Source organism: Clostridium sp. KNHs216, from assembly GCF_006714885.1.
Classification (GTDB): domain Bacteria; phylum Bacillota; class Clostridia; order Oscillospirales; family Acutalibacteraceae; genus Caproiciproducens.
Map to the genome: position 1 here is coordinate 22,563 of NZ_VFMF01000001.1, position 26,220 is coordinate 48,782.

Genomic DNA, 26,220 nt, shown 5'->3' on the forward strand with positions numbered 1-26,220 from the left:
GCTCAGGCGCAATTTGGGTGGTACCACGGATTTCTCCGTCCCATTGTGGACGGTGAAGTCTATTTTTTTGCGGCGCGCCGCAATTTCAAAGTCAATTATTTTTGCCTGACAGGCGGAATGGAGTTATTGCAATGGAATGGACAGGGTTAAATGAACTGCGTGAAAAATATTTGTCGTTTTTTGAATCGAAAGGGCATCTGCGCCTGCAGAGCTTTTCGCTGATTCCCAAGGACGACAACAGCCTTTTGCTGATTAATTCCGGCATGGCGCCGATGAAAAAATATTTTACCGGAGAGGTGACTCCCCCGCGCAAAAGAGTGACGACCTGCCAGAAATGCATCCGTACGCCGGACATTGAGCGTGTCGGCATCACCGCCCGTCACGGCACCTATTTTGAGATGCTGGGCAATTTTTCCTTCGGCGATTATTTTAAGCACGAGGCTACCGCATGGGCGTGGGAATTCTGTACCAAAGTGCTGCAAATGCCGGTGGATAAGCTTTGGGTCACCATTTATACCGATGACGACGAAGCGTTTGAAATCTGGACGAAGGAAGTCGGCGTCGACCCGTCGCACATTGTCCGCCTGGGAAAAGAGGACAATTTCTGGGAGCACGGCTCCGGCCCCTGCGGCCCCTGCTCCGAAATCTATTTTGACCGCGGCGAACAGTACGGCTGCGGCTCGCCGACCTGCGGCGTAGGCTGTGACTGCGACCGCTACGTCGAATTCTGGAACGTGGTGTTCTCCCAGTTCAACAGCGACGGCAAGGGCAACTACCCGCCGATGGAGCATCCGAATATCGACACCGGCATGGGGCTGGAGCGCCTTGCCTGCATCATGCAGGGTGTGGACAACCTGTTCCTTGTCGATACCGTCCAAAATATCATGAAGCATATCTGCCGCATTTCCGGCGTCAAATACGGCGACGATCCGAAAAAGGACATTTCCCTGCGGGTCATCACCGACCATATCCGCAGCACCACCTTTATGATCGGCGACGGCGTCATGCCGTCCAACGAAGGCCGCGGCTACGTCCTGCGCCGCTTGCTCCGCCGTGCCGCGCGCCACGGGCGCCTGCTCGGAATCAGCCGCACGTTCCTTGCGGAGGTCGCGCAGACGGTCATCGATGAGAATAAAAACGCATATCCCGAACTGGATGAAAAACGCGCCATGATCACAAAGCTCATCGGCGTGGAGGAAGAAAGCTTTGCAAAAACGATCGATCAGGGGCTTCAGCTTCTGAGCGGCTACATTGACAACAGCGGTAACAAGGTGTTTTCCGGCGCGGACGCGTTCCGCCTGAACGATACCTACGGCTTCCCGATCGACCTGACCAAGGAAATTCTGGCGGAGCGCGGCATGACCGTTGACGAAGAAGAATTCCAGCGCCTGATGCGGGAGCAGCGCGAACGCGCGCGGGCCGCGAGAAAGAACGCCGGAGCGGACGCCTGGGAAGGCGAAAGCGATCTGCTGGAAAGTGTTCCGGAAACCGAGTTCCTCGGCTATGGGCAGATGGAGACCGCGGCGAAGGTCCTTGCGATTATCCGCGGCGGCGAACGCGTACAATCCGCAACCGCGGGCGACGAGATTGCCCTGGTGCTCGACAGGACCGCTTTCTACGCGGAAAGCGGAGGGCAGGTCGGCGATACCGGCTCTATCGAGTCCGCCGACGCGATGCTGGAGGTCAGAAATACCACCAAGAACCATGCGAAAAATTATCTGCATCACGCCGTTGTGACGGCCGGGCAGATCAGCGTCGATGAAGAAGTCAAAGCTTCCGTAGACCGGGAAAAACGCCTCGCCGTTATGCGCAACCACACGGCCGCGCATCTGCTTCAGGCCGCGCTGCGCAGAGTGCTGGGCGATCATGTGGAGCAGGCCGGACAGCTTGTCAATGAAAAGCATGTCCGCTTTGACTTTACGCATTTTTCCGCTCTGACGAAGGAAGAACTGGAAAAGGTCGAACAGCTTGTCAATCAGGTGATTTTGAGCGGAACAGACGTGGAGTGCCGTGAAATGCCGATCGAAGAGGCAAAGAAGCTGGGCGCGATGGCCCTGTTCGGTGAAAAATACGGCGATATCGTCCGCGTTGTCACCGTCGGCGGTTTCAGCCGTGAATTCTGCGGCGGTACCCATATGGACAACACCGCGAAAATCGGCCTGTTTAAAATCCTGTCGGAAAGCTCCGTCGCCGCCGGCGTGCGCCGAATCGAGGGCGTTACCGGCACGGGCGTGCTCGACCTGATGAACCGTACCATCGGCGAGATCGACGAGGCGGCCGCCGCATTGAAGCTGAACAATTCTTCCGAGCTGGTGCAGAAAGCGGCTCAGCTTTCCGCGGAGCTGAAGGAAAAGGACAGGACCATAGAGGCGCTCAACTCCAAGCTGGCGGGAATTCAGATCGACAGCCTGATTGCCGGCGCGAAGCAGGTGGGCGGCGTCCAGGTCATCACCGCCGTGTTCCCCGGAACGGAGCCGGACGCGCTGCGCGCCCTCTGTGACAAAGCGCGCGACCATGCCCCGAACATGGTTGCCGTGTTTGCCGGAACCCGGGACGGAAAGGCCAACATCGCCGCGTGTGTCGCTAAGGAAGCACTGGCGAAGGGCGTCAACGCCGGTCAGATTGTGCGCGCGGTCGCACAGCTTGCGGGCGGCAACGGCGGCGGCAGGGCGGACAGCGCCATGGCCGGTGCAAAGGATTTGTCAAAGCTGGACGGCGCTCTGGCGGAAGTTGAGAAAATTGTTGCCAATATGCTCAAATGATACTATAATAATAGCGTTGCATTGTTAGAACAAAGGAGGTCTCAGCGTGGACTGCGTGTTTTGCAAAATAGCGAACGGCGAAATTCCCAGTAAAAAGGCGTATGAGGATGACCGTGTGCTGGCGTTTTACGATCTGGATCCCCAGGCGCCCGTGCACATTCTGATTATTCCAAAAGAACATATTCAGTCTGTGGAAGATATCACGGAGAAAAACAGCGCGATCGTCGCCCATATTTTTGAAGTGGCCGCGAAGCTCGCAAAGGAAAACAATCTGGAAAAAGGGTTTCGTGTTGTCAGCAATGTGGGAAAGGACGGCGGCCAGAGTGTGCCGCACCTGCATTTCCACCTGCTTGGGGGCCGTTCCATGAAGTGGCCTCCGGGCTGATAAACAGCGTTTTATTTCAATCGGAAAGGTCGAATAATAATGGGTGAATATTACAAGATGACAATCGCGGGCTGCGAGCGCGAATTGCCGATTTGTCCGATCAGCGACACGCTTGACATCGCGGGCTTTGTCATGCTCGGCGACGTGGAGATCACTGAGAAAACGGCGGCCGCGCTTCTCGAAAAATGCCCGGAGCATGATGTCGTCGTCACGGCGGAGACAAAGGGAATCCCGCTCTGCTACGAAATGGCCCGTCAGGGCTGCCGCCGTTACATTGTCGCGCGTAAAAGCGTAAAAGCGTATATGCGCAACCCCATTCACGTAGAGGTGAAATCAATCACCACGGATCATGTGCAGAAGCTTTATCTTGCGGAAGACGATTATAAGGGACTGAACGGCAAGCGCGTCCTGATTGTGGACGACGTGATCAGCACGGGAGAATCCCTTGCGGCAATGGAGGACCTCGTCAGGCAGTTCGGCGGCAAGATTGTCGGCCGCGCCTGTGTGCTCGCCGAGGGCGACGCCAAGGACAGGGACGATATTATTTATCTGGAGCCTCTGCCGTTGTTTTTTAAATAATCCGGACATTTTCATTTCGGGGGAGTTATGATGAAGCGGCCGCTTGTGCTGGTGGGTTTTTGTTATCTGCTGACACTGGCGGCCGCTGTTTATTTTGGCCCGGAGCTATCGCTGGTTTTTGCCTGTGCCGCTCTTGCGGGATTCCTGATTACTGCGCTGGCGCCGAAAACGCGTGCTGTCGGCGTGTTTCCCGCCGCTTTGCTTACGGTGTCGCTGGCATTCGGTGGTTTTTACGCGTATCATCAGTCCCAGGTGGAACCGGCGGAGCTGCTTGCCGGTCGGGATGCGGTGATTGACGGTACCGTCTGTGAGCTTCCTTATCAGGCGTACAACCGGTTTTATTATATTGTGGAAGTCAATGACATCTCTCTGAAAGACGCCCCCAGGCCGCTGAAAATACGGATTTCGTCACAGGGCGCTCTGAACGTGGAACCGTATTCCCATGTGAAAGGGAAGGTGCATCTGTTCCTGCCTTCGGGCGGAGAGGGCTATTCCTCGCGCTCCTACTACGCTTCCAAGGGAATCACCCTGTTTTCCTACCTTTATGAATATGAAAACGTGCGGGTGAGCCCCCCTACGCGAAAGCCGCCGTACTATTACGCGCTGAAGCTTCGGTCCGCATTGCTGAAATCCATCCGCTCGATGCTGCCTCCCAGCGAGGCCAAGCTGGTCAACGGGGTCCTTTTCGGCGATCAGACCAGCCTTTCCCCGCAGGTGACCGCCGATTTCCGGGCCATCGGCGTTTCCCATATTTTATCTGTTTCCGGGCTGCACATGACGACGATGGCGGAACTCATCCTGATGCTGCTCCTGTTTTTCAGGGTGCCGAAGAAGCCCGCGGCGGCTCTGGCCGGTGTCGGCGTCGTCTGCTTTATGGCGGTTACCTGCTTTGTCCCATCCGTTACGCGCAGCGGGGTGATGTGCCTGATCTACCTTTCGGGTATGCTTTTGTCCCGTCACCCGGATTCGCTGAATTCCCTGAGCATTTCCGTCCTGCTGATCGGCTGGTCGAACCCGTACGCCGCCGCGGATGTGGGCTTGCTGCTCTCGTTTTCCGCAACACTGGGGCTGATTTTATTTTCCGGACAGACGGCTGGCTATTTGAACCGGAAATATGATAAAATAAAGAAGATCGGCCCCCTTGTGCGCGGGGTCAACGGAATTCTGGGGACCACCGTATGGGCGGTGCTCTTTACGCTGCCGATCGTCATCCTTTCTTTTCAAAGTGTTTCGCTTGCCGCGCCGATTGCCAATCTTCTGGAGCTGGTCCCTTCTACGCTGATGATGAATTTTGCGGCTATTGCCGCCGTAATCAATCTGATTGCTCCGCAGTCCTTCCTTGCCATGCCGTTTGCGCTGGTTTCGGGGCTGCTGGCGAAATATATGCTTGCCTGCGCGCACTGGCTCGCGCAAACTCCGTTCGCCTCTGTTTCGGCGTCTTACGGCTTTGTGACGGTCTGGCTCTCCGGTACGGTCCTTTTGATTGCCGCGACCGTCCTGATGATGAAAGGCCGGAAGCTGTTCCGGGTCACCGCGCTGCTTTCGCTGACGTTGCTTCTAACCGGTATTTTTTCCTATCAGCTTTCCATGCGCAACGTGACGCGCCTTGCCGTTCTGGACGGCGCCGGGTCCGTCGTTCTTACGCGCAACGGCCGCGCGGCGGTGATCGGCTGCGGGGGCTTTCGCTCCGAAACCGTCGGCAGTTATCTGCGCAGCCAGGGGGTAACGAAGCTGGATGTCCTTCAGCCGCTGACCCTGACGGCGGAGGAAGCAAAAAACGCGGCGGAGCTGATGACTGCGTTTACGCCGGACAAGCTTGTGATCCCAAAGGACGGGATGGTCGATACGTATATCCGGAAGGCGGTTACGCAAGCGGGCAGCGTGGCTCCATACGATCTTTCCGCCGACACGAAATTGTGGGAGAATACGGAGGTGCAGGTGCGGTTTGACGGTACCGCTGCCGCGGCAAGGATTACGTCCGGCGGCGTGTCGGTTCTGGTCTGCCCCGCCGGGGCAAAGCTTGACGGCCTGCCGGAGGAATGGCTTGCCTCCGATTTTGCGGCGGCGGATTCCATTCCGAAAAACGCAGACCTGCTTCATCCCTTGTTTACCATCCTTTCTGCGGATGGGGAAACGATGAGGCAGGACGTTTCACAGATGAAAAAGCTGAACCCGATCGTGACAGGCGGCGCCGGAAATATTGTGCTGCAGATAAAGGACGACGGGACTTTACAATTAAGGAGGGAGTAACCATGCCCGAAATTACCGAGGCGGAACTGAAAAAACAAATTGAAAAAGCGGATTTTGCAAACCTCTATTTTCTGCACGGAGAAGAAAAGTATCTGGTCGGATTCTATGCGAAAAAGCTGATTGCCAAAGCCGCGGGAACCGCGTTTTTAGATTTTAATTTTCAGCGCTTTGACGATTCCGCTGCGGTCGATCAGATCGCGGCGGCGGTGGAAGCGCTCCCTTTCATGGCGGAGCGCAAATGCGTGGCGGTCTCCGACCTGGATGTGGAAGGCCTGCGCGCGCAGGAAGCGGCCAAGCTGGACGAGCTTCTGAAAAGCGTTCCGGACACAACTGTGCTGGTGTTCTATCTGCCGTCCGCGGAAATCGATTATAAAAAAGATAAAAAATGGAAAAAGCTGATGGATACGGTCAATCAGGCGGGCGTGACGGTTCACCTGAAAAAACGCTCCGGGCCGGACCTTGAAAAAGCCCTGTGCGCAGCGGCGGCAAAACGGGGCTGTGAGCTCTCGCGGCAGAACGCCGGGCGTATTGTCGGTTACTGCGGAAACGACCTGCAGACGCTGTTTAACGAGCTGGAAAAGCTATGCGCTTTTGTAAAGGAAGGCGCGATCACCGCGCAGACGATTGACGCGCTGGTGGTGAAGAATCTGGAAACCCGGGTATATGATCTGTCCAAGGCGGTTATTGCGGGCCAGTACGACAAAGCCTACGGGATTCTGGACCTCCTGTTTTATCAGAATGAGGAGCCCGTTTCCGTTCTGGCGGTGCTTTCCTCCGCGTATATCGACATGTACCGCGTCAGGGCTTCCATTCAGAGCGGATTCACCGCGTCGGAGCCCGCAAAGCACTTTGACTATGCCCGCAAGGAATTCAGGCTCGCCAACGCGGAGCGGGACGCGAAGAAACTGACCACGCCCATGCTGCGCCAGAGCCTTCAGGCGCTTCTGGGGGCGGATACCGCGCTGAAAAGCGCGCGCGGCGACCGGCGCATCATTATGGAAAAGCTGATCGCGCAGCTTTTACTCATAGCGGAAAGGGAGAAAACGGCTTGATTAAAATAAAGGAAGCGGTCATAGTAGAGGGGAAATACGATAAAATCAAGCTTTCCTCGATCATTGACGGTTTAATTATAGAGACGCGGGGATTCCGGATTTTCCGCGATAAAGAACAAATGGAAATGATTCGCCGGCTGGCGGACAACCGCGGAATTTTGGTTTTGACGGACAGCGATTCCGCCGGATTTCTCATCCGGAACTACCTTTCCGGCGCGGTCAGCCCGGATAAAATTAAGCATGCCTATATTCCCGATATTTTCGGGAAAGAGGGCCGCAAGGATAAACCCTCCAAGGAAGGAAAGCTCGGGGTGGAAGGGGTGCCTGTGCAGGCAATCGTTGACGCCCTGCGGCGCGCGGGCGTCACCTGCAGCGAGGACGAAGCTCCCGCGGGACGGAAGATTGCCAAAACGGACCTTTATCTTGCCGGCCTGTCCGGAGGGGAAAACAGCGCGCAGAAAAGAAGGACATTTCTAAAGGAACTGGCATTGCCGGAGCATCTGGCGGTAAATTCGATGGTTGGCGTTCTGAACAGCATTATGACTTACGACGAATTTTGCAGTTTAATTGACAAACTTTTTAAAAATTCGTAATTTGGGGTTGACAATGGGATGAATAGAATGATATAATAACTCTCGCTGAGTCGCGCGAGTGCTGGAACTGGCAGACAGGCACGTTTGAGGGGCGTGTGTTGTATGACGTATGGGTTCAAGTCCCATCTCGCGCACCAACTTATAAAATCCGGAAGTAAGCAGTGATGCGGATTCCGGGTTTTTCTTTTTTTATTCATAAAAATTTTGGCCGTTATTTGGCCGTTAATGCAAAAATGCGAGTACCTAATAGCCGGTACTCGCTATTTTTATGCATTTTTTATGCTCAGTACATTTGCCACCGCTTCGGAGGCTTTAGCCTGTGCTTGGGCGAAACTATATGCGTAAATATTCAGAGTAGTTGATGTCTGTGAGTGTCCCAAAGAAGCGGACACCGTCTTAATGTCCACGCCCGCATTTATCAGAAGAGATTAAGGTGCCTAAAGCTATGAATGTTGACCTTTCGCATTTCAGTACGTTCACAGAATCGGTAAAACCAACTGTATAGGGTGTTTGGGTTCATGGGCTTTCCGTTCCATGCAACAAACAGCCTATCCGATCTAATCCACTAAAGATAATATAGATGAGGCGATGTATCAAGTTGGAAATCTAGTTTATACCGCTGACAAATTAGCTCAGAAATTACAAGAAGACTATTTTGAAAAGAATGAGAATTCTTTTGGCATTATACGGCATAATAAACGGCCCTCTCGGTCGTGGTGACTGAGAGGGCTGTTTTTAGGAGCTAATATTTCAACACTATAAAACTGGATATCTTATCGTATGCTAAATAATCTGTATGACTGGTATAGGGGCCGAGGTCTGATGTCTTCTCGAATGTGAATACAGGGGAATCCGAGCCATTACTATTAAACCAAGTAATAAAACTCTCAATGTCTGTTGAATTCACATTATATTCTTTGACTTCCCCGGTTACCATTGTTATTTTAAGTGTCGCATTATATCCACCGCTCGAAGGAGCTGCTGGTGTAGCCGAGGCTCCATTAGAGGGTTGGCTTTCTACCCCGGATGAGTCAATAGCTGTCACGTAATAGTAATATGTAACCCCGTTGGTTAATCCCGTATCGGTATAGGTGGTCGAAATGACATCGGATGCAATCTTAGTATAGTTGCTACCAGAAGTAGTTGATCTGTAAATATTATAGCCGGTAGCTCCAGCGACGGGAGACCAGGATAGGGACACTTGTTTATCGCCGGCCGTCGCAGTTAAAGTTGTGGGCGCATCAGGCTGGGAAGAAACTGGGGTGTATTCTTCGACGGAGGATAGAAAACCATTTCCATCAAAACCACCAATAGCATAAATTTTTCCGTTAATAAATGCTGATTCAAAATCGTATCTCGTGCCTAACATGGGCGCTTTAGTAACCCATTTATCTTGATTTGGATCATAAACCTCAAGATTAAGATTATGATTATCGCCTCCAAATGCATACAGATTTCCGTTTATAACCTTTGTTTGAAAATTGTACCTAGTCCCCATCATAGGTGCTTTCTCTGTCCACTTGTTTTGTATCGGATTAAATAATTCCGTAACTTTATCTGCGCCGGCATCTCTTCCTCCTACTACATATATTTCTCCATTAATTGCTTCGGCTTGAAAACTGTGTCTGGAGGTAATCATCGATTCTTTTTCATTGACTACATTAGAAACCGGATCATATTCCTGTACAGAATTGAGCAATCTTCCATCGCTATCCAATCCGCCGACGATATATATTTTCCCATCCGTGGCTATTGTTCCAAACAACTTCCTTTTCGATAATGCCGCCTTATTTTTCCACGTATTTGTTGCGACATCATATTCTTCAATTATCGTTCTTGAATTTCCATTATCGTCACCTCCAAGAACATATATTTTTCCATTAATTAGTTCCGCTCTAAAATCTCTTCTAGAAAATGATAACGGGGCTTTAGTTGTCCATTTGTCTGTGGCAGGATCATATTCTTCAACTGTGGATAAAGCAGAAACTGCTCCTAAGCTATCAATTCCTCCAATGGCATAAATTTTTTCATTCACAACTATTGTTTGAAATCTCGTTCTGGATGTAGACATTGAAGCTTTTGCTGTCCAAATATCCGTTAAAGGATTATATTCTTCTACTGTGGAAAGGGTTCCATGCTCGTTTTGTCCTCCAATCGCATATATTTTCCCGTCTATTACTGCTGTTTGGAAATCTTGTCTTGAAGTAGACATCGGCGCCTTTGTTACCCACTGATCCGTCGTCTCAGCAAAAGCAAAGACCGGCATTGTCGATATGATTAAGGTTAAAATGAGCGCAAAAATAAAACAACCTTTTAGCTTAAACCTGTTTTTCATAATAAATCTCCCATTTCGTTTTATTATGTAACCGGTCACATTGTAACAATTGTTCATTATAATTATCGTCCCGAAGAAACCATTTGTTAGAATTAGAAATAAAAAAGCCTTTCAGCAGCCATAAAGCAGCTGAGAAGGCTTAGTATTTATAATCAGGCTGGAGCCCTTACCAGTTTCGGCCTACCTATTTGCAATATATCCAATGCGCCTTAAAAACACGGTTAAATGGCTGTGGAACCCAAAAATCAGCATAGAAGAAAAGAACACTCTGCTCAGAACTTTCATTGATAAAACTGCTAGGTGCAGTTTTTTTATTATCTATAATCAAGACTTTTTGATGTATTGGGGTCACCACTTTGTTTTGGAATAAATTACTAAATAGGTTGGATTTATCCCCTGCATATTTTATGCTACAATATTAATATTGAATTTTTAAATAAGGGGATTTACAATGAAAAAAGGTCTTCAATTTCTCAGCTTCTCTTTAGTTATGTCTCTATTATTTTTATGCTTGCAGGGCTTTGCTCCTTCAACAGGATCGATTTCTTTTCATTGCGCTAAATTTTTAAATGAGTACCAAGAAGTTAACATGTGGCAAAGAACTCCCTATTATTTTACTGTTGAAAATGGTGTTACCCTCACGGCGACCTCAAGCGACGATTCTGTTATTAGGGCAGAGATGGTTGAAGACCCTGAGACTAAAGGATACATAATGTACCTAACAGGGTTCAAAGGACGCGAGGTAGCATCCATAACGGTTACCGCGTCAGATGGATATAGCGTTACAAGTGAAGTCGTTGTTTTTGGTGAACAGCCATACACTATTTCAACGGATGTTACAGATGATTTTACAATCGCGAAAGGCAGCGCCTACATTCTGAAGGTGCATTGTGTTTATGCTGACACTCAAACAGCTAATTCTCCAAGTGTTGTATCGGATAACGAAAACATTATCAAAGCCACCATAATGGATTATGAGCCCACTGCCGATCACGACTTTTTCTTTCGCATTGAACCTGTCGGAGATGTCGGCCAAAGCGCTACGTTATCTATAGGAGGCACGGTTATCCACCTTCATGAAAGACTTTGTACCGTAACCATCGGAGAAAACAAAGACTTACGACTTGATACCACGACCACCCACAACTGTGATACAGGCGATACATATCGTTTTATTGCATACACTTCATCAGATGTCGCACCAACAGTCTCGACAGACGACCGATACGCAACCACTAAATTGGAAGGCACTGTTCCAGGAGGATATCTTTACAGCGTAAAAGCTTTATATCCCGGAACCGCCGACGTTTTTGCCCGGCTGAACGGAGAGACTGCCTCGTTCATTATAGATATCAGAATTCCTTCCATTATTTCCGATACTCCCTCCATTATTCAATTGGAACCGGGCAAATCATATACTTATAAATTAAGCGTTAAAGGTATTTTAAAGCCCAAATTTATGGCGGATCTTCCTGAAGTGTTCTCGATACAAAAAGTAAACCAAATTGGAAACGACTATTATGTTACCGTATCGGCTAAGCCCAATACACAAGGCGGAAGTTACTTCATAGCGACTTTCCCAACCTCTTCAGACCGCTCCACCTTTCCAGTTTATGTGGGCTTTATTAGTACGCCTAAAACCAGCAGTGTCATTCCGAAATCGGATACAACTGATAATTTCTGTCTAAAACAAGGTCAAAGTTATACTTTCAGGCTCACGAACGTAAATACTTTTGTTGCCGGAACACCTGGAGTTTTTACAACCCAATTAGTGAAAAAGTTAGGAAACGACTCCTTTTACAAAATTACCGCCATTGGTCAGCCTAACCAGTCCGCCGGGTTTTATATGGCCGCTTCCAACCAGCCTTCCCAAAAAGTTTGCGTTGTAACCGTACAAGCTTCACCTTCAATAAAGGCTTGTATCAGTGACACCACAATGCCATTTTCTGTAAAGAGCGGAGCCACTTACCGTTTTAAAATTACTGCTCCTGACGAAACAGTTCCTTCTTTTTCAGTAGGGACGGGAGGAGTCTTTCTTACCAAATTGTTCAGCCACACGGGAAATGATTATTATTTCGAAATCAAAGCAATCGGTAAGTCAGGAAGCTCTGCCGGGATATATACCATTTTACCCGGACAGCAACCGCAAAAGCAATGTGTTGTTTCGGTTGCTAGTTAGGCAAACAATTAGAGAGGAAAGGCCCACCGGTTAATCCGATGGGCCTAAGCCTTATTCACTGTGATCTCTGCTGGCTGAATCTTTTAAATCAGATAATTATTATCCTTATTCGCAACTTCTAAAGTGCGTAGTTCAAACGTCTTGTATCCCTCAGCAATAAATGGATCAGATTCTGCAATTCGAGTCGCCTCCTCGAAACTGCCTGCAACTAATACCTCAATTCCTCCAGAATAATCCGAGAAAGGGCCACAGAGATATAAGTTTCCACTTTGATCGATTAATTGCAAATGCTCAACATGCTTCTTGATAATTTCAGAATTCAATTTTCTTTTATTATTCATAAGCATAACATATAATTTATCCATTGCTATCCTCCATATTTCTATCGATCAGCTCATTAATTAGGCGTTCCGACTTATGCTAAGAATTTGAATAAAAAATTATGCAATCAGTTTTTCCAAGACGTTTTCGCGATTTGACCATAACACTGGATTTATACCGTACTGAATAAAAGCATTTGTCATGTCTGATTTTATATTTTTCTCTTCGTCGTTAACAAATACATATAATTGTGATTCATGTGATCTAGTTTCTTGAATATCGTTCCATGAAAATAATATTGATTCGGTTTTCTCCTTTGTTGATTTTAAAAGATTCTCTATTGATTCGTTTAGGTAAACGTCAACCGCTTCCATAAATTCGACCTGCGAGTAACATCCCGGCTTCGGGTGCCTGTAATAGTCTCGCTTTAGCGTGCACATATTATAGACTTCGACTCCGTCAACGGCAATATAAGTTCTGCCGATACCATCATGCATACGGTAGTTCGAACTGAAAAACTTTACTCTATCTTTCAGCGAATCACAAGTGAAATTTTCCAATTTCTTTTTTGTTTGACTCCACATTTCAGAAACTCCTTATATTAATATGTTGATTTTCCGGAAGACCAAACAGGCAGCTATGGCCAAGAGGTCGGACCACCAGCCTCACAGACAAAGAGAAAGCTTCATCGGACTAACCGGTGGGCTTTTTTAAATTTACAGGGTAGGCCCTTCTGACCGTTTATTGCAGCATGGAGAGGTAAAAAAAGTTTCGGTATCGAGAACTTTTTGCACTGCTGGTGCGTCTTTATTAACGAGACCGAACAGATGGGAAAGCGGGAGAAAAACGATGCGCAAACAAATACCGGACGATTTAAAGGAATGTATCGAAAAGAACAAAGAAAGCATGTATCGCTTGGCGTACAGTTATACGAAGAGCAGGGAAGCGGCGCTGGACGTCATTCAGGAAACGGTGGTGCACGCTTTGGAAAAGGCGCATACGTTACGGGATCCCTGTAAAATGAAGAACTGGGTTTTCCGCATACTGGTAAATGAGAGTGTCAGCTGGTATCGGAAGAACAGGCGTACGGTATCGCTTTCTGAGCAGGACGAGGTACCATTACAGGACACGACGGCGGAAGTCGCCGAGGCGCTGGATGTTTACAGGGCCGTACAGGCGTTGAATCCAGAACTGAAAGCCGTCATAATCCTTCGGTATTATGAAGATATGCGGTTGGAAGACATCGCGAAAATTACGCATACGCCATTGAATACGGTGAAATCCAGGCTGCGGCGTGGCTTGGACCAGATTAGAAAATACCTATAAGGAGGGTGTCTTATGATGCTGGAAGATTATCTCAGAGAATCAAAAGTCTACTACCGTGAAATTCCAACTCCTGCGGAGCTGCAGGACAGAATTGCAGCTGCGTACCGCTCGTTCCGGCCGGAAACTGCCGGGGAAATGCGCGTTTTGCGGTGGATAGCGGTGTCTGCGGCGAGCATGTTCGCAGTGTTTGTTATTTTGCTTAACAGCAGCCCTGTGTTTGCCCGTTCGACTCACGGAATCCCGGTGGTGGGCGACATTGCCCAAGTCTTTACGTTTCGCGCGGATTTCAAGCAGGATCCAGGTCAGACGCTTACCGTCAGGGAGCCCAAAATTTCCGGACTGAAAAATAACGCCAATCAGAATCAAATCAATCTCCTCATTCAGACGAAGGTAGAGACGGCGCAGAAAATGCTGGAAGAGAGAAGCGAGCAGGAACGGGAAGCCTTCCTTCAGACAGGAGGCAAGGCGGAAGATTACATTCCCGCCAAATCATCCATCACATATTCTATAAAATGCAGCGATACCAAAATGCTCTCCTTTGTATTGGACATCACATGGGATAGAGCACAATCTTCCCTGGAACAGGTTTTTTACAACCTGGACCCTAACACCGGGGCTGCATTGACACTCGAAAATCTGCTCGGCAGGGATTACAAAACCGTGGTGGATGACAGTATCCGTAAGCAAATGGAGGAACGCACCGCACAGCATAGCGACTGGATGTATTTTACCGGGTCCGATGGGTTTCAGGGCATTCGTCAGGACCAGAAGTTTTATGTTAACGCGGATGGAAAGGTGGTCGTTGTGTTCGACAAATATGAAATTGCCCCCGGATTTATGGGCCCGCAGGAATTTATCATTTCTGCCGTGCGGCCGTCAGGCGCGTCCTCAGCAGGCTGATCCATGAAAGCCCTCTGTTTTCCCGACAGAATCGATCCAATGTATCCTGTTCCGATACCATTGCGGCTGCACGGAAAACCATTTATCTGGAGAGCGGCTTTCCGGGTGCAAAAATGCCGCCCGTTGAGGACGGCAAGAGAATTACATGGATGGGTCGCTGTCTTTCCTGCCTCCGTTTTGAGCAGGTTTCGCAGTTTCCTTATCCTCTCTGGGGATCGGCATTAGGATTGGTACCGGAGCCGGAACGGTTGGAATCTGTGCGGGAGAAACCGAGTCCGGATCAGGCACAAGCAATTTTTCTTTCATCAATTCAATCTCCTTTCGGAAATTAGCCTGTCCAAATCGCCTGGGTTTTATCAAAAACGGCTCTCACTGTGAAGCGAGAGCCGCAAATATTATTCAAAAGATGATCTTACCGGTGACGATGGCCTCCCTTACGTTATTTGCCTGCAAGACGGGCTCCCATTTCAAATGCTTTCCGGCAGTCAATTGGAAACTGCTCCGATTTTACGCGGGCTTTGTGTTCCTCGCTGAACATGGACGCCTCGTATTTGGAATAGTCATTAAACTGATAGGTGTCATTGCTGGCGATAAATTCAGATGGTCCGCCCAAACGTTCCAGCAGAGCTTTATAACGGTCGAACAGTACGTTGTAGCCAAGCTTTTCCATAGCGTCTTCCGGGACATTCATTGTGTAGATAAAGCCTGATGACAGTTTTCCCTGAAAGGTGGAGGGATGCCCGGTATTGTAAGTCATGGCAGAGAACAGCAGACGTTCGAGAAACGAGAGCATTTCACCCGTTATATTCGCAAAATAGATCGGTGTACCAAGCAGGAGTACATCACAGTGGATGATTTTTTCAAGTACGTCGGTCAGATCGTCCCGCATTGCACAGCGGCCCAGTGCCCCGCCTTTTCTTTTACATGCAAAACAACTGATGCAGCCTCTGTATTGTAGATCGTACAGGTGGATCATTTCGGTCTGTGCCCCGACCGATTCCGCGCCGTCCAGCGCGTTTTGCAGCAGGGTAGCCGTATTCCACTTCTTTCTCGGACTTCCATTCACAGCGATTACGTTCATAAGGGGTCATCCTTTCAAATATTTCATTGTATGGAATTATTATACTCTTCCCGTCAAGTCCCCTTATGTCTGTATGCAGTATAGTACGGTTTTAAAATTCTTGGCCCGGATCCTCCGTCCCGGAAACAAGCCGCTGACGCATTATTGAGGGGAAAGCAATTTTAAGCCGATAATTCCAGCTATGATAAGAGCAACGCAGAAAATTTGGGGGATGCTGATTTGTTCATGGAAGAGAACGATCCCTAAAATAAGCGTTCCCGCCGTACCGATTCCGGTCCATACAGCGTAAGCCGTTCCGAGGGGCAGATTTTTTAAAGACAGAGATAAAAAATAAAAGCTTGCGATCATCCCTGCCACCGTTATCACACTTGGAACAGGCTTTGTGAAGCCCTGTGAATATTTCAGGCTGACAGCCCAACATGTCTCGAAAATCCCTGCTATTGCCAACAGTAACCAATGCATGTTTTTCACTCCTTTTAAAAATGTACAAAAAATAAAAGCCATGGAAGATATAAATATCTCCCAGGCTTTTGTCCTTCCGTGAACGCAGTATCCTGCGCGCTTTATCTCGGTGCAGACCAGCTGTTAACTGCGGAACCCTATAAAGCTTTTCCTAGAATAGCAAATCCAATGAAAAATGTCAATATGAAAAGCAATATTGAATACAAGTCCCGCCGTCGATTACTGCATGGACTGACATTCCCGCACGCATTTTTTACATTCTGCGGCGCATTTCGCACAGTGGTCGTCTTTAAATGCTCCGCATTCCTGAGCGCACTCATTGCAAATCGTCGCGCATAGCTTGCATAATTCCATCGCATGACAGGAATCCACCGCCATAAAGGAGGATGCTTCCCTACAGATACAAGCACATTCATGAAGCTTGGCAATGCACTTTTTCCTGTTTGCTGCGTCGGGTTCGTCAAGGCACATTTTCATACATTCCAAACACGCCTGTGCGCATTTGTTGCATTGGTCAATGCAGGTTTGATTTTTATTATTCATATTTACAATCCCCATAAACTAACTCCTGCAGATTTTATTTTTACTATTATTTCTGAGAAGTTAAAATTTATGTGGGATAGTATCCGATAGCCGTTCTCTATTCCTGCCACTCGTAAATGGCGAGGATACGCGGCGTAAACTCATGAAAACGATGTTCTTCGTTCGTAAGCGAAACGAGAAAATGACCCTCGGCACGATATACGCCGCTGGTGTAAAGATGCGCTTCGGCATCGCTTGACCGGCAAGCTCCGCAGTTTGCACAGCTGCATGCGTCCGGGTTTTCAAATTCCACCCAAACCGGTTTTCCGTTATAATCCGTTAAGTTCCGAATCATTTTTCCCTTCATAATATCACCTGCTTTATTTTATTATACTTCACTTTTTCCTGATTGTACAATAATATTCTTCCCGAATAGCCGGGATGCTTCTGTTAACAGCTTCATAGACAAATCCACGCCGAATTAATTGGTAAGTTTTTTTCTTGAAAATCATTAACCATTCTGCTATAATACAATTAAAATTGAGCTTTTATAATTATGGGGGATAGGTTTGTGCACGAATCTATAATACAATAATTAGCTCAATTCACAATTTGGGACACCCTCTCAACTGCTTTTGGGCGGCTGGGAGGGATTTTTAATTAGGATTAAGGCGGCAGGACCGCCGGATTTGAACTAACGCGGAATATTAATCATTGACCAACAGCGGGAATTTGCCTATTTCTCCATTACCCGTCATAGATTTTATAGAAACACTTGATAGGGGGAGTTTGCATGAAACTGCTTTTCTCAAAGCAGGTAAAAAGGTTCGTTGGGCTTGTAGTTGTCGTTTGTTTGCTGGTTGCGGCGCTTTTTAATACGGCGGGGTACTTCTTTCACTGCAAATATATCAGCGTTGCGGCAGCGGTGGCCGAGGTGGATCAATACGAAGTAAGGACCGGGCTTTTGATGGATGCAATGGACCGGGTAGGGGTATGCGCGCCGGAAGCAGCCGCCGTGGTATGGGCTGACGGCCTGAAAAGCAGAAGCGGGGCGATGCAATATTCCGTAATGGATTCCAAGCTCAAAAAAGAGTATGTCAAACAGCTCGGCCAATACAATCCCAATTGGGTAACGGGAATGTCCAGTCCCTGGATAGAAAGCTATAAAATCACCAACCAAACGCAGACGGGAAGCGATCAATATGCGATTCAGCTTTCTTTTTCCACGGCAACATCGAGCGGTCCCGCCGGGGACTATAACGCTGCGCTGACGGTCGTCAAAGACGGCGACTTTTGGCGTATCGCGAAAATATCCGCAGACGAAGGGTTACACCCGTATATGGGTGTATTATAAAAGAATAATCTAATTATAAAAGGCTGCCGCCAAACGATAATTATCGTTTGGCGGCAGCCTTTTATTGAGAATCATTCTATTGGCAGTTCGCTTTTTGAATCCGCCGCGGGCCTTCTTCAAACCAGACAGCCGGCCCTGGTATTGAGCCAGTTAAGAAACAGATATTTCGCAAACGGCTCCGTTTCGAACCGGCGGCATAATTCATCCAATTGGGAATAGGTGTATCCGAATTCCTCCTGAAACAGTTCTTCACACCAGACCTGCTCCTTCAGATAAAAAACAACCTTTTCCACGTTGGGGAAAACGTTCAGGCTGAACAGGACGTCCTGGCATTCCCAGTAGCGGTTGAAGCGGTCGCAGAAGCGGCCCAGGGTAGCCCACTGCGTTTCCGCGGAACGGCGCCATACGGCGCTCAGTTCATAGACAAAGCCGCTCATGGCCAGCCGGTGCGGAGAGTCGGACCTTCGGATCGTTTCCAGAAGCTCCGGGGGGGACTGGACCGGGGTCATCAGCCGGCCGTTTTTGGGATGAAGAACATAGTAACATACGGTGGGGAGAAAGACGTACTGCACAAAACCCAGCACCGATTCGATACCGGGGTGGCAAGCCCAGTTGCTGTCCAGCAGGAGACGCTGTCCGTCCACCGCACAGGCATTGATAAAAACGGGAGTTTCCAGCTGCTCCGGCGGGACGAACAGGTCGTTCCACACGTCCTGTTTTCCTAAAGTCCATTCCCAATAGCCGGGCTGCCGATATTTGCAGGACGGGCCGGGCATGGCGGTTACCTCGAGTAGTGCTCGACGACCAGCTGATCGTCGATTTCCACGGGGATTTCGTCCCGGAGGGGCAGGCGGAGAAGCGTGCCGCTGAAAGCGTTGAAATCCCGTGTCACATAAGGCACGGCAAATCCCTTTCCCTCCAGAAAATTAGCGCGGAACGCTTCGTTGCTTCTGGATTTCTCGCGAAGGGAAACCACGTCGCCCGGTTGGATCGTATAGGATGGAATTGTGATTTTTTGGCCGTTTACCAGAATGTGGCCGTGCGTTACCTGCTGGCGCGCTAAACGGATGGAATTGGCGAAGCCGATCCGGTATACCATATTGTCCAGACGGCGTTCCAGCGTTTGCAGCAGGGCGTCGCCCGTTTTTCCCGGAGCCCTTTCCGCCGCGGAATAATAACGCATCATCTGTTTTTCCAGAATTCCGTAGTATGCCTTGACTTTTTGCTTTTCGATCAGCTGCAGGCCGTATTCCGAAACCTTCCTTCTCTTACTGAAGGCCGGTGCGTTTGCCCTCTTCATCGCCTTTGGGTGTCCGCAGATATTTACCCCCAAATGTCTGCATTCCTTGAAACGGGGGCCTCTTCTTGTTGCCATTCTTGTTCGTCTCCTTTATCTGTTTCATTTCATGTTGCCTTCAAACAAGTTAGTCTTGTCTAACTACCGGGCCACACAACATATTTTTAACGAAATTATTATAGCAGATTTGTAAAATCATGGCAAGGCGTAAAATCAAAAGAAGCGAGAAAAATGGTTTGTTGATGGGGATCATCAATAGCAAAAGAGGGCCTGCCGCCAAACACAGCGGCAGGCCCCCTTTTTTCGGAGCGTTTGTTGAGCAAGGGTTAAACAGAGTTTTTAGCAAGCTCAGGCAGTCTCGGTGCTGCCCGCTTTCTTTTCGTCCTTTTTGACAATCCGGAACAGAACGAAAGCGAAGACACAGCAAAGAGCGGCCATTACCAGGGCATAGACAAACATCATGTTATAGCCCGCTTTGCCGGGGTTCGCGTCCATCCAGCTGCCTATCATGGTGTACATGAAAATGTCGGGGGAATAGCCCAGGAAGGATACGAAGCCGGAAACACGGCCGGTGGAATTGACCGGAAGATGTGCGTCGTCGATGATGGCGAAGTACATGGAACGTACAACATAGATGATGAACAGGCCGAAGATGAAGTTGACAATAACGACGTTCAGCACCGCGGCAGATTCCGGCAGGACCAGGAATCCGAGGAAGGACGCGATGAACAGTACGGCAGAACCGATGATGACCTTGATACGGGAGCCGATCTTATCAGCCAGGAATCCGCCGAGGACGCCGCCAATGGCCTGAATGACGTAGCGGAAGGCGCCGAGCGTTGTGCCCACGGATTCCGGAGCGCCGTAAACCTTCACACAGTAGGTGTTCAGGTAGCCCAGCATCCCATAAATGCTGTATGCGGTAAAGACGATCGCGCAGATAACCCATACGCGCGGCAGCTTCATGGCGTGTAGCATGCCTTTTGCAATGTCGAGGATGCCTTCAGAGTTTTCTTCTCTTTTTGTGTCTTCGATAAAGAACCAGTTGAGGACACCGATAATGATAACGACAATCGCGCAGACACGGATGGCCCACTGTGCGCCCAGAACCTTATCTGCAAAATGATTGTAGGCCGCCATCATACCGAATACCAACAGAGCGTTCATAATGCCGCGAAGGCCTTCCTGAAGGCCGAACAAGCGGCCCTGTTCCTCGCTGGAACCGAGCATACGGGTCGCTTTGATGCACGCCGACCAGTATGTAATAATGGTGGAAATACCCATCAGAACAAAGATGATGCGGCAGACGTTGTAGCCGGGGAACATGGAGAACCAGAGTCCCAAAATACCGGTTGTGATGAATGAAAAAGTCAGCAGTTTCCTTGCGGAAAATTTATCGGCGATCATACCGCCGACGAAATAGGATAACAGGGCCATTGAAGCATAACCGGACGACAGAAGCCCCATCTGTTCGTTGGTAAGCTGCATTGCGTTTTGAATCTGAACATAGAAGGTTTCACGGATGTACGGTAACTGGAAAATGATGCCTGCACCTGCGGCAAGCAGCAGGAGAGTGCCGTATTTTTTGATAAATGCTTTGTTCATTTAACATTTCCTCCTCTTTTTTGTTTAGCTGCAGGATGACGAGAGACGCCCTGAAATTATCTGTGCACAATAATTTTAGAGAAAAAAAAGAGTAACTTCAACCCATCCGCATGGACGGCGGATCGGTTGAAGTTACTCAATCTCTCAATCTCTCTGATAGTAACTGATGACAGTATACAGCAAATATTGCGAGTTGTCATTAAACAAAAACGCTAAATAAAATTCAGCAGAACTGGTCAAATTAAACAATTGACAAATAAAGTACCAGCCGTTATACTGAAGTCAGTTACCAAAGAGAGTAAGAGAAAGTAACTTTTTAATGGGCGTATACCCATTTGAAAGTTGCTTTCTCTTTTTTTATTGGTCAAAATGAGATGAAGAAAAGGAGTAAACAGCATGGCACTAATTGAAAGACAAAGCATCGTGGAAGGCCTGATCCGAATTCTTGGAAAAGAAAACGTAATCACGGATGAACAGGTTCTGAAAGAAAGCAGCCTTGATCGTTACAGAAAATATGAACAGGTCTGCGAAGTATATACACAGCCGATCCCCGCGGCAGTTGTTTATGTACACAGCACGGAAGAGGTCGCTGATGTGCTGAAATTCGCAAATGAATATCAGATTAATATTGTGCCGCGTACCGGTCATTCCGCAATCGAGGGCGGGCTGGAAACAGCTTTGGAAAACTCGGTTGTTGTCGACGGTTCCCAGATGAACAAGGTCCTAAAGGTGGATCAATACAATATGCAGGTTACCTGCCAGTGCGGCGTCCCCTTACAGGATCTGGACGATATGCTCCGTGAGCAGGGCTATACCACCGGACATTCCCCGCAGTCCAAGCCTCTGGCACAGATGGGCGGCCTGGTAGCAACTCGCAGCATCGGCCAGTTCTCCACTCTGTACGGCGGCATCGAAGACATGGTCGTCGGCCTGGAAGCGGTTTTTCCCAACGGAAAAATCTGCCGCATCAAGAACGTTCCGCGCCGCTCCGTTGGTCCTGATATCAGAAATATCATCATCGGAAACGAAGGCGCCCTGTGCTACGTTACGGAAGTGACCGTCAAAATATTCAAGTACCGTCCGGAAAACAATCAATTTATGGGTTACACGCTGGACAACATGAAGACCGGATTTGAAGTGCTTCGTGAAGTGATGGTGGAAGGCTACAAGCCGTCCATCGCCCGTCTGTACGACCCCGCCGACGGCGCCATGAGCTTCTCTCATTTCGCCGCTCCCGGAAAATGCGTGCTGATCTTTACGACGGAAGGCCCTGCGGCGATCGCCGAGGCCACGGCAGCCGGTATCAAAGAAATCGTCGCACGCTATGACGAGTGCGAAGCGGTCGACCCGAAATATATTGAGAAGTGGTTCAGCCACCTGAACTGGGGTCCGGAGCAGATCGCACAGGAGCGCGAGGAAATCAAGGCGACACAGAACATCGGTATCACCACAGAGGTTTCCGGCTGCTGGGACTGCATTTATGAAATCTATGACACCGCCCGCAGGCGCATTATGGAAGAAGTGCCGGACATCACGCTGATCGGCGGCCACTCCTCCCACAGCTATATCAACGGCACCAATATGTACTTCGTTTACTATTACAATATCGTCGACTGCCCGCCGGAAGAGGAGATCAACAAATACCACAACCTCATCAACCGGATCATCTGCGAACAGGTGGTTCAGTACGGCGGGTCCATCGCTCACCACCATGGCCTCGGCAAAGCCAGAGCGCGCTATGTTCATGAAGAGTACGGTTCTTCCTTCTATATGCTGGATACCCTCAAGAAGGCGTTCGACCCGAACGGCATCATGAATATGGGAACGCTGATTCCACTCAGAAAATGATGAAACTCTTACTTCCTTTTTCCATTACCCCGGATCTGGAGGCCCTTTCCGAAGAGGATTGGGCCCTCCAGCCCGATTTAAAAGTTGATACGTCGTTCACGCCGCTGGACTGGAATAGCTTTGATGAAAGTGCGCTGGAAATGAGCCTGAAGCTATCCGACAACGGAGCTGCAGGCTCTTTTTGCTTTTACCGGTGTGCGCTGACCGTCGGCGGAATGCCCAATGACCGGTTTTTGAAAACGCTGGCCGCGCTGAAATTCGACGAGCTTGTCCGGATCGACCCCGGGAACGCGGATTTACGCTTCTGGCCCGAGGTGGTCGCCCGGCTCATCGCAGACTTTGCGCAGACACAGGCGCATCCTGATTTTATTCTGATGGGCCGGCAGACACAGGTCGGCGACAACGCCTGCACACCGCTTCTGACGGCGGAACTGCTGGGGTGGCCTTGCGTAACACAGGTGACTGCGCTGGAGCCGGCGGACGAACACCGCCTGCGCGTTACCGGCGCGGTTGACGGGGGAACGTCGGTACAGACGGTTTCCGCGCCCTGCGTTCTGAGCATCGGCGACGCTCCGTGTACCTATCTGCGTGTTCCGACGCTGAAGGACAAGATGGCCTACGGGAAGAAGCCCATTACCTTGCTGAAGCTGTCGGATTTTCCGGGAGCGGAAGCCCTGCTGTCCGGCCCCAACGCGGAGCTGCGTTCGCTGGTCCCCATCCGGAAGGAGCGGGAAGGTGTCCTGATCGAGGCGGATACGCCGGAGGAAAAGGCGGAAATCCTGTACCGAGACTATCTGAAAGGCAGGCTGAATCGCTTATGAAAGGAATACTGGTGCTGAACGCCTGCACGAACGATTACCCGGACCAGTGCCGGCTGCTTGCAGGATTCCTAGAGCAGCGCACAAATGGAATCGAAGCGGACACGGCCGTTGTGTTTCACAGGGAAGAAGCCGATCGTGAGGAACTGATTTGCGCGGTCCCGGTGCCAAAAGCCGTGCTGATCGTCCTTCCGCAGGCGCGGACGGAAACCATGCTGAATCAGCTTGCCGAGCTGGGAGGCAGCGGGGAAACAGCAGTCTATCTGTTTGCCGGGAACTGCTTTGGGTCGGAGCTGGCGGTGCGGATGGGGCAGCGCTGCGGGGGCACGTTTATGGCGGCGGTCGACGGTGTGCAGTGCGCCGGGGAGGAGATTACCGTCACCAAATCCGTTTACGGCGGGCATATGGAGGCGGAATTTGCGCTGAAGAAAGGGCCGTACTGCCTTTCCGTTTCCCGGTCCAGTGCCGAACCGGCAAAAGAGACCGGCCGGTCCGCTGTGGCCGTAGAGGAGCGAACGGTCCGGGAAGGCCCGGAAAACGGCTTCTCCGAGGACTATGCTTTTATTCCCGGAAAAGAGGAAAAAAATCTGGAAACCGCGCCGTTTATTCTTGCCGCCGGATGGGGGGCAAAAAGCCGGGAGGGCGTCGAGGCCATGGCTCAGGCCGCGGAAAAGATAGGGGCTGAATTCGGGGTCAGCCGCCCGGTCGCCATGAGCGCGTGGGCGTCCATGAGCAGCCTGATCGGCGTTTCGGGTGCCATGACAAAGCCGGAAATCTGTATTGCTGCGGGTGTTTCGGGCGCGCCGGCCTTTTATGCCGGAATTGAAAAAAGCGGGTTTATCGTTTCTGTCAATTCGGACCCGCGGGCGCCGATTCACCGAAAATCCAACGTTGCGATCGTGGACGACTGGCATAGGGTCTTACAACATCTCAGCGAGATTTCCGAAAAGCCTTTAAAAGCAACCCGAAAGAACCAAGAATGATTATAATCTGATAGTGGGGTATGATTTCATGAACAGCCGTCCAATTTTTCCTATGGACGAATCGTATACGGAATATATTCGCGATGAGTCCCAGTTTTCCGGAGGCGCGCAGAGTATTTCGTTTCCGCGCAGCGAGGAAGAAATCTGTGCGATCCTCGGCGAACTGCGCGAGCAGCGGATTCCGGTGACGGTACAGGGGGGAAAAACCGGCATTGTCGGCAGCGGAGTGCCGCTGAGCGGACATCTGATGAATGTGGCCGACTGCAGCCGGGTACTGGAATATTCCGAAACGGCCGGAAAATATCTGCTGACGGTGGAGCCCGGTCTGCGCCTGTCGGAGCTGAAGCAGGCGATTGCAAGGCTGGGCGGACCCGTCCATCTTTTCTGGCCGCCCGAACCGACGGAGTCCACCGCGACGGTCGGCGGCGCAGCCGCAATGGCGGCTTCCGGAATCTGCGCTTATGCTTACGGGGACGCCAGTCAGTACTTTGAAGCGGCGCGCGTGATTCTGGCCGACGGCACCGTGCGGGATATCCGCCGAGGGGAACATTTTCTGGAAATAAACGGCGAACGGCTCGATGAGCTGGACGCGTTTCTCGGCAGCGAGGGGATGCTCGGCATTTTCTCCGCTCTGACTCTCCGCCTGATGCCCTGTCCCGCGGAGCAGTGGGGCATCGCCTTCTTTTTTGAAAGCCCGCGCGACGCGTGGCGCTTTGCCGACGAGCTGCAGAGCGACCCGGTGGGGTCGGAAAAAGCGCGGGTGACCGCGGCGGAGTATATTGACGGGGATTCCCTCCGGCTCATAGAGCAGAAAAAAGAACTGCTGGGCAGTCTCGACAGTATTCCACCCGTCGATCCGGCCTTTCACGCGATGATTTATCTGGAAATTGCGGGGGAGGAATCCGAAATCGAGGCTGTGGCGGAAGCCCTGATGGAGCGGGCGATGCAGTGCGGAAGCGACCCGGACCGCGCATGGGCGGTATCCGGTGAAAAGGAAATCGAGTCTCTGCGGGACTTTCGTCACGCAATCCCGGAAACGGTCAATCTCGTGGTGGGGGAAAACCACCGGAACCATCCGGAAATCACCAAGCTTTCCACCGATATTTCCTTTCCCGAAAAGCCGTTTACCCGGGTGATGGAGTGGTATGGGGACTGTCTGAAGGACCTCAGGCCCGCGCACTGCATTTTTGGCCATATCGGGGAAAATCATGTGCACTGCAACCTTTTTCCGAAGGATTCCTCGGAACAGCGGCAGTGCGAGGCATGGATGCGCTGGATTCTGCATGAGGCGGCTGCTTTCGGCGGCTGTGTTGTCAGGGAAAACGGTGTCGGCAAAGTTAAACGGCATTGGATTCCGGCGGATGACGCCGCGCTTTTGCGGATGCGCGAACTGAAAAAACGGTATGATCCGGAGGGTTTCTGGAATCCCGGCAATATGTTTTGATAAAAACCACCTTGTACACGCAGTATAGGGAGATGAAAATGGCGGGACAATAGGAATTGATCCTTCCCTGATTTGCTGTTTTTATATTTTTATGATGGAAGATCTGTATGAAATGATTCCCAAG

The 26,220-nt window shown here is 50.2% G+C and carries 25 protein-coding genes, 1 tRNA gene and 1 riboswitch; of the genes, 15 read left to right on the forward strand and 11 right to left on the reverse strand.

Annotated features, from left to right (window positions below; all coding sequences use genetic code 11):
- Positions 1–131: 131 nt before the first annotated feature.
- The 7 genes from alaS to LY85_RS00140 all read left to right on the forward strand — a co-directional run bounded on the left by alaS (position 132) and on the right by LY85_RS00140 (position 7,758).
- Positions 132–2,762: an alanine--tRNA ligase gene (alaS, locus tag LY85_RS00110; RefSeq protein ID WP_141825004.1), complete on the forward strand. Its 2,631-nt coding sequence runs from the start codon at positions 132–134 to the stop codon at positions 2,760–2,762.
- A gap of 46 nt (positions 2,763–2,808) precedes the next feature.
- Positions 2,809–3,147: a histidine triad nucleotide-binding protein gene (locus LY85_RS00115; RefSeq protein WP_141825005.1), complete on the forward strand. Its 339-nt coding sequence runs from the start codon at positions 2,809–2,811 to the stop codon at positions 3,145–3,147.
- A 39-nt stretch (positions 3,148–3,186) separates the two neighbouring features.
- Positions 3,187–3,726 (forward strand): phosphoribosyltransferase family protein, encoded by a 540-nt coding sequence (locus tag LY85_RS00120; protein WP_038323689.1) that lies wholly within the window; start codon positions 3,187–3,189, stop codon positions 3,724–3,726.
- A gap of 27 nt (positions 3,727–3,753) precedes the next feature.
- Positions 3,754–5,976, forward strand: coding sequence for a ComEC/Rec2 family competence protein (locus LY85_RS00125; protein WP_141825006.1), 2,223 nt, complete (start codon positions 3,754–3,756; stop codon positions 5,974–5,976).
- 2 nt (positions 5,977–5,978) lie between these two features.
- Entirely contained in the window at positions 5,979–7,028 is a 1,050-nt protein-coding gene (holA, locus tag LY85_RS00130; protein ID WP_141825007.1) for a DNA polymerase III subunit delta, read from the forward strand.
- Positions 7,025–7,621: a DUF4093 domain-containing protein gene (locus tag LY85_RS00135; protein ID WP_141825008.1), complete on the forward strand. Its 597-nt coding sequence runs from the start codon at positions 7,025–7,027 to the stop codon at positions 7,619–7,621. The genes holA and LY85_RS00135 overlap by 4 nt, the downstream gene beginning before the upstream one ends.
- Positions 7,622–7,673: 52 nt before the next feature.
- Positions 7,674–7,758, forward strand: a tRNA-Leu gene (locus LY85_RS00140).
- 605 nt (positions 7,759–8,363) lie between these two features.
- On the opposite strand, the gene LY85_RS00150 is transcribed toward LY85_RS00140, so the two are convergent.
- Positions 8,364–9,956, reverse strand: a complete 1,593-nt coding sequence (locus tag LY85_RS00150; RefSeq protein WP_185741049.1) for a hypothetical protein — start codon at positions 9,954–9,956, stop codon at positions 8,364–8,366.
- A gap of 451 nt (positions 9,957–10,407) precedes the next feature.
- On the opposite strand from LY85_RS00150, the gene LY85_RS00155 reads away from it, so the two are divergent.
- Entirely contained in the window at positions 10,408–12,135 is a 1,728-nt protein-coding gene (locus tag LY85_RS00155) for a hypothetical protein (RefSeq protein WP_141825010.1), read from the forward strand.
- A gap of 83 nt (positions 12,136–12,218) precedes the next feature.
- Here LY85_RS00155 and LY85_RS00160 read toward each other — a convergent pair whose 3' ends face one another.
- Together LY85_RS00160 and LY85_RS00165 are read right to left on the reverse strand one after the other, a co-directional pair.
- Positions 12,219–12,500: a YciI family protein gene (locus LY85_RS00160; protein ID WP_207705540.1), complete on the reverse strand. Its 282-nt coding sequence runs from the start codon at positions 12,498–12,500 to the stop codon at positions 12,219–12,221.
- Between the two features lie 75 nt (positions 12,501–12,575).
- A complete protein-coding gene (locus LY85_RS00165) occupies positions 12,576–13,040 on the reverse strand; it encodes a DUF1829 domain-containing protein (protein ID WP_141825011.1) in 465 nt (154 codons plus the stop codon).
- 265 nt (positions 13,041–13,305) lie between these two features.
- Here LY85_RS00165 and LY85_RS00170 point away from each other — a divergent pair, with 265 nt between their 5' ends.
- Positions 13,306–13,782, forward strand: coding sequence for a sigma-70 family RNA polymerase sigma factor (locus LY85_RS00170; protein ID WP_141825012.1), 477 nt, complete (start codon positions 13,306–13,308; stop codon positions 13,780–13,782).
- Positions 13,783–13,794: 12 nt separating this feature from the next.
- Positions 13,795–14,682: a DUF3298 and DUF4163 domain-containing protein gene (locus LY85_RS00175; RefSeq protein ID WP_141825013.1), complete on the forward strand. Its 888-nt coding sequence runs from the start codon at positions 13,795–13,797 to the stop codon at positions 14,680–14,682.
- A 141-nt stretch (positions 14,683–14,823) separates the two neighbouring features.
- On the opposite strand, the gene LY85_RS19115 is transcribed toward LY85_RS00175, so the two are convergent.
- The 5 genes from LY85_RS19115 to LY85_RS00195 all read right to left on the reverse strand — a co-directional run bounded on the left by LY85_RS19115 (position 14,824) and on the right by LY85_RS00195 (position 17,114).
- A complete protein-coding gene (locus tag LY85_RS19115; protein WP_185741050.1) occupies positions 14,824–14,988 on the reverse strand; it encodes a hypothetical protein in 165 nt (54 codons plus the stop codon).
- Positions 14,989–15,121: 133 nt separating this feature from the next.
- A complete protein-coding gene (locus LY85_RS00180) occupies positions 15,122–15,763 on the reverse strand; it encodes a flavodoxin family protein (RefSeq protein WP_141825014.1) in 642 nt (213 codons plus the stop codon).
- Between the two features lie 141 nt (positions 15,764–15,904).
- Complete coding sequence (locus tag LY85_RS00185) at positions 15,905–16,225, reverse strand: multidrug efflux SMR transporter (RefSeq protein WP_141825015.1); 321 nt, start codon at positions 16,223–16,225, stop codon at positions 15,905–15,907.
- A gap of 55 nt (positions 16,226–16,280) precedes the next feature.
- A riboswitch (guanidine-I (ykkC/yxkD leader) is annotated at positions 16,281–16,377 on the reverse strand.
- A 67-nt stretch (positions 16,378–16,444) separates the two neighbouring features.
- Entirely contained in the window at positions 16,445–16,783 is a 339-nt protein-coding gene (locus LY85_RS00190; RefSeq protein ID WP_141825016.1) for a four-helix bundle copper-binding protein, read from the reverse strand.
- Positions 16,784–16,865: 82 nt separating this feature from the next.
- A complete protein-coding gene (locus LY85_RS00195; protein WP_141825017.1) occupies positions 16,866–17,114 on the reverse strand; it encodes a hypothetical protein in 249 nt (82 codons plus the stop codon).
- 426 nt (positions 17,115–17,540) lie between these two features.
- On the opposite strand from LY85_RS00195, the gene LY85_RS00200 reads away from it, so the two are divergent.
- Entirely contained in the window at positions 17,541–18,101 is a 561-nt protein-coding gene (locus LY85_RS00200) for a hypothetical protein (protein WP_141825018.1), read from the forward strand.
- A gap of 116 nt (positions 18,102–18,217) precedes the next feature.
- Here LY85_RS00200 and LY85_RS00205 read toward each other — a convergent pair whose 3' ends face one another.
- From LY85_RS00205 to LY85_RS00215, 3 genes are all read right to left on the reverse strand, one after another.
- Positions 18,218–18,877 carry a hypothetical protein gene (locus tag LY85_RS00205; RefSeq protein ID WP_141825019.1) on the reverse strand — a complete coding sequence of 220 codons (660 nt, stop codon included), beginning with the start codon at positions 18,875–18,877 and terminating at the stop codon, positions 18,218–18,220.
- 5 nt (positions 18,878–18,882) lie between these two features.
- Complete coding sequence (gene rpsD / locus LY85_RS00210; RefSeq protein WP_141825020.1) at positions 18,883–19,476, reverse strand: 30S ribosomal protein S4; 594 nt, start codon at positions 19,474–19,476, stop codon at positions 18,883–18,885.
- A 270-nt stretch (positions 19,477–19,746) separates the two neighbouring features.
- Entirely contained in the window at positions 19,747–21,003 is a 1,257-nt protein-coding gene (locus LY85_RS00215; protein ID WP_141825021.1) for an MFS transporter, read from the reverse strand.
- A 396-nt stretch (positions 21,004–21,399) separates the two neighbouring features.
- Between LY85_RS00215 and LY85_RS00220 the strand changes: the two genes are divergently transcribed.
- From LY85_RS00220 to LY85_RS00235, 4 genes are read left to right on the forward strand one after another with little or no spacing between them, the layout of a single operon-like run.
- Positions 21,400–22,851 (forward strand): FAD-binding oxidoreductase, encoded by a 1,452-nt coding sequence (locus LY85_RS00220; RefSeq protein ID WP_141825022.1) that lies wholly within the window; start codon positions 21,400–21,402, stop codon positions 22,849–22,851.
- Positions 22,848–23,672 carry an electron transfer flavoprotein subunit beta/FixA family protein gene (locus tag LY85_RS00225; RefSeq protein WP_243122433.1) on the forward strand — a complete coding sequence of 275 codons (825 nt, stop codon included), beginning with the start codon at positions 22,848–22,850 and terminating at the stop codon, positions 23,670–23,672. Before LY85_RS00220 ends, LY85_RS00225 begins: the two co-directional genes overlap by 4 nt.
- Positions 23,669–24,652, forward strand: a complete 984-nt coding sequence (locus LY85_RS00230; protein ID WP_141825023.1) for an FAD-binding protein — start codon at positions 23,669–23,671, stop codon at positions 24,650–24,652. Before LY85_RS00225 ends, LY85_RS00230 begins: the two co-directional genes overlap by 4 nt.
- A gap of 28 nt (positions 24,653–24,680) precedes the next feature.
- Positions 24,681–26,096: an FAD-binding oxidoreductase gene (locus LY85_RS00235; RefSeq protein ID WP_141825024.1), complete on the forward strand. Its 1,416-nt coding sequence runs from the start codon at positions 24,681–24,683 to the stop codon at positions 26,094–26,096.
- The last annotated feature ends 124 nt before the right edge of the window (positions 26,097–26,220 follow it).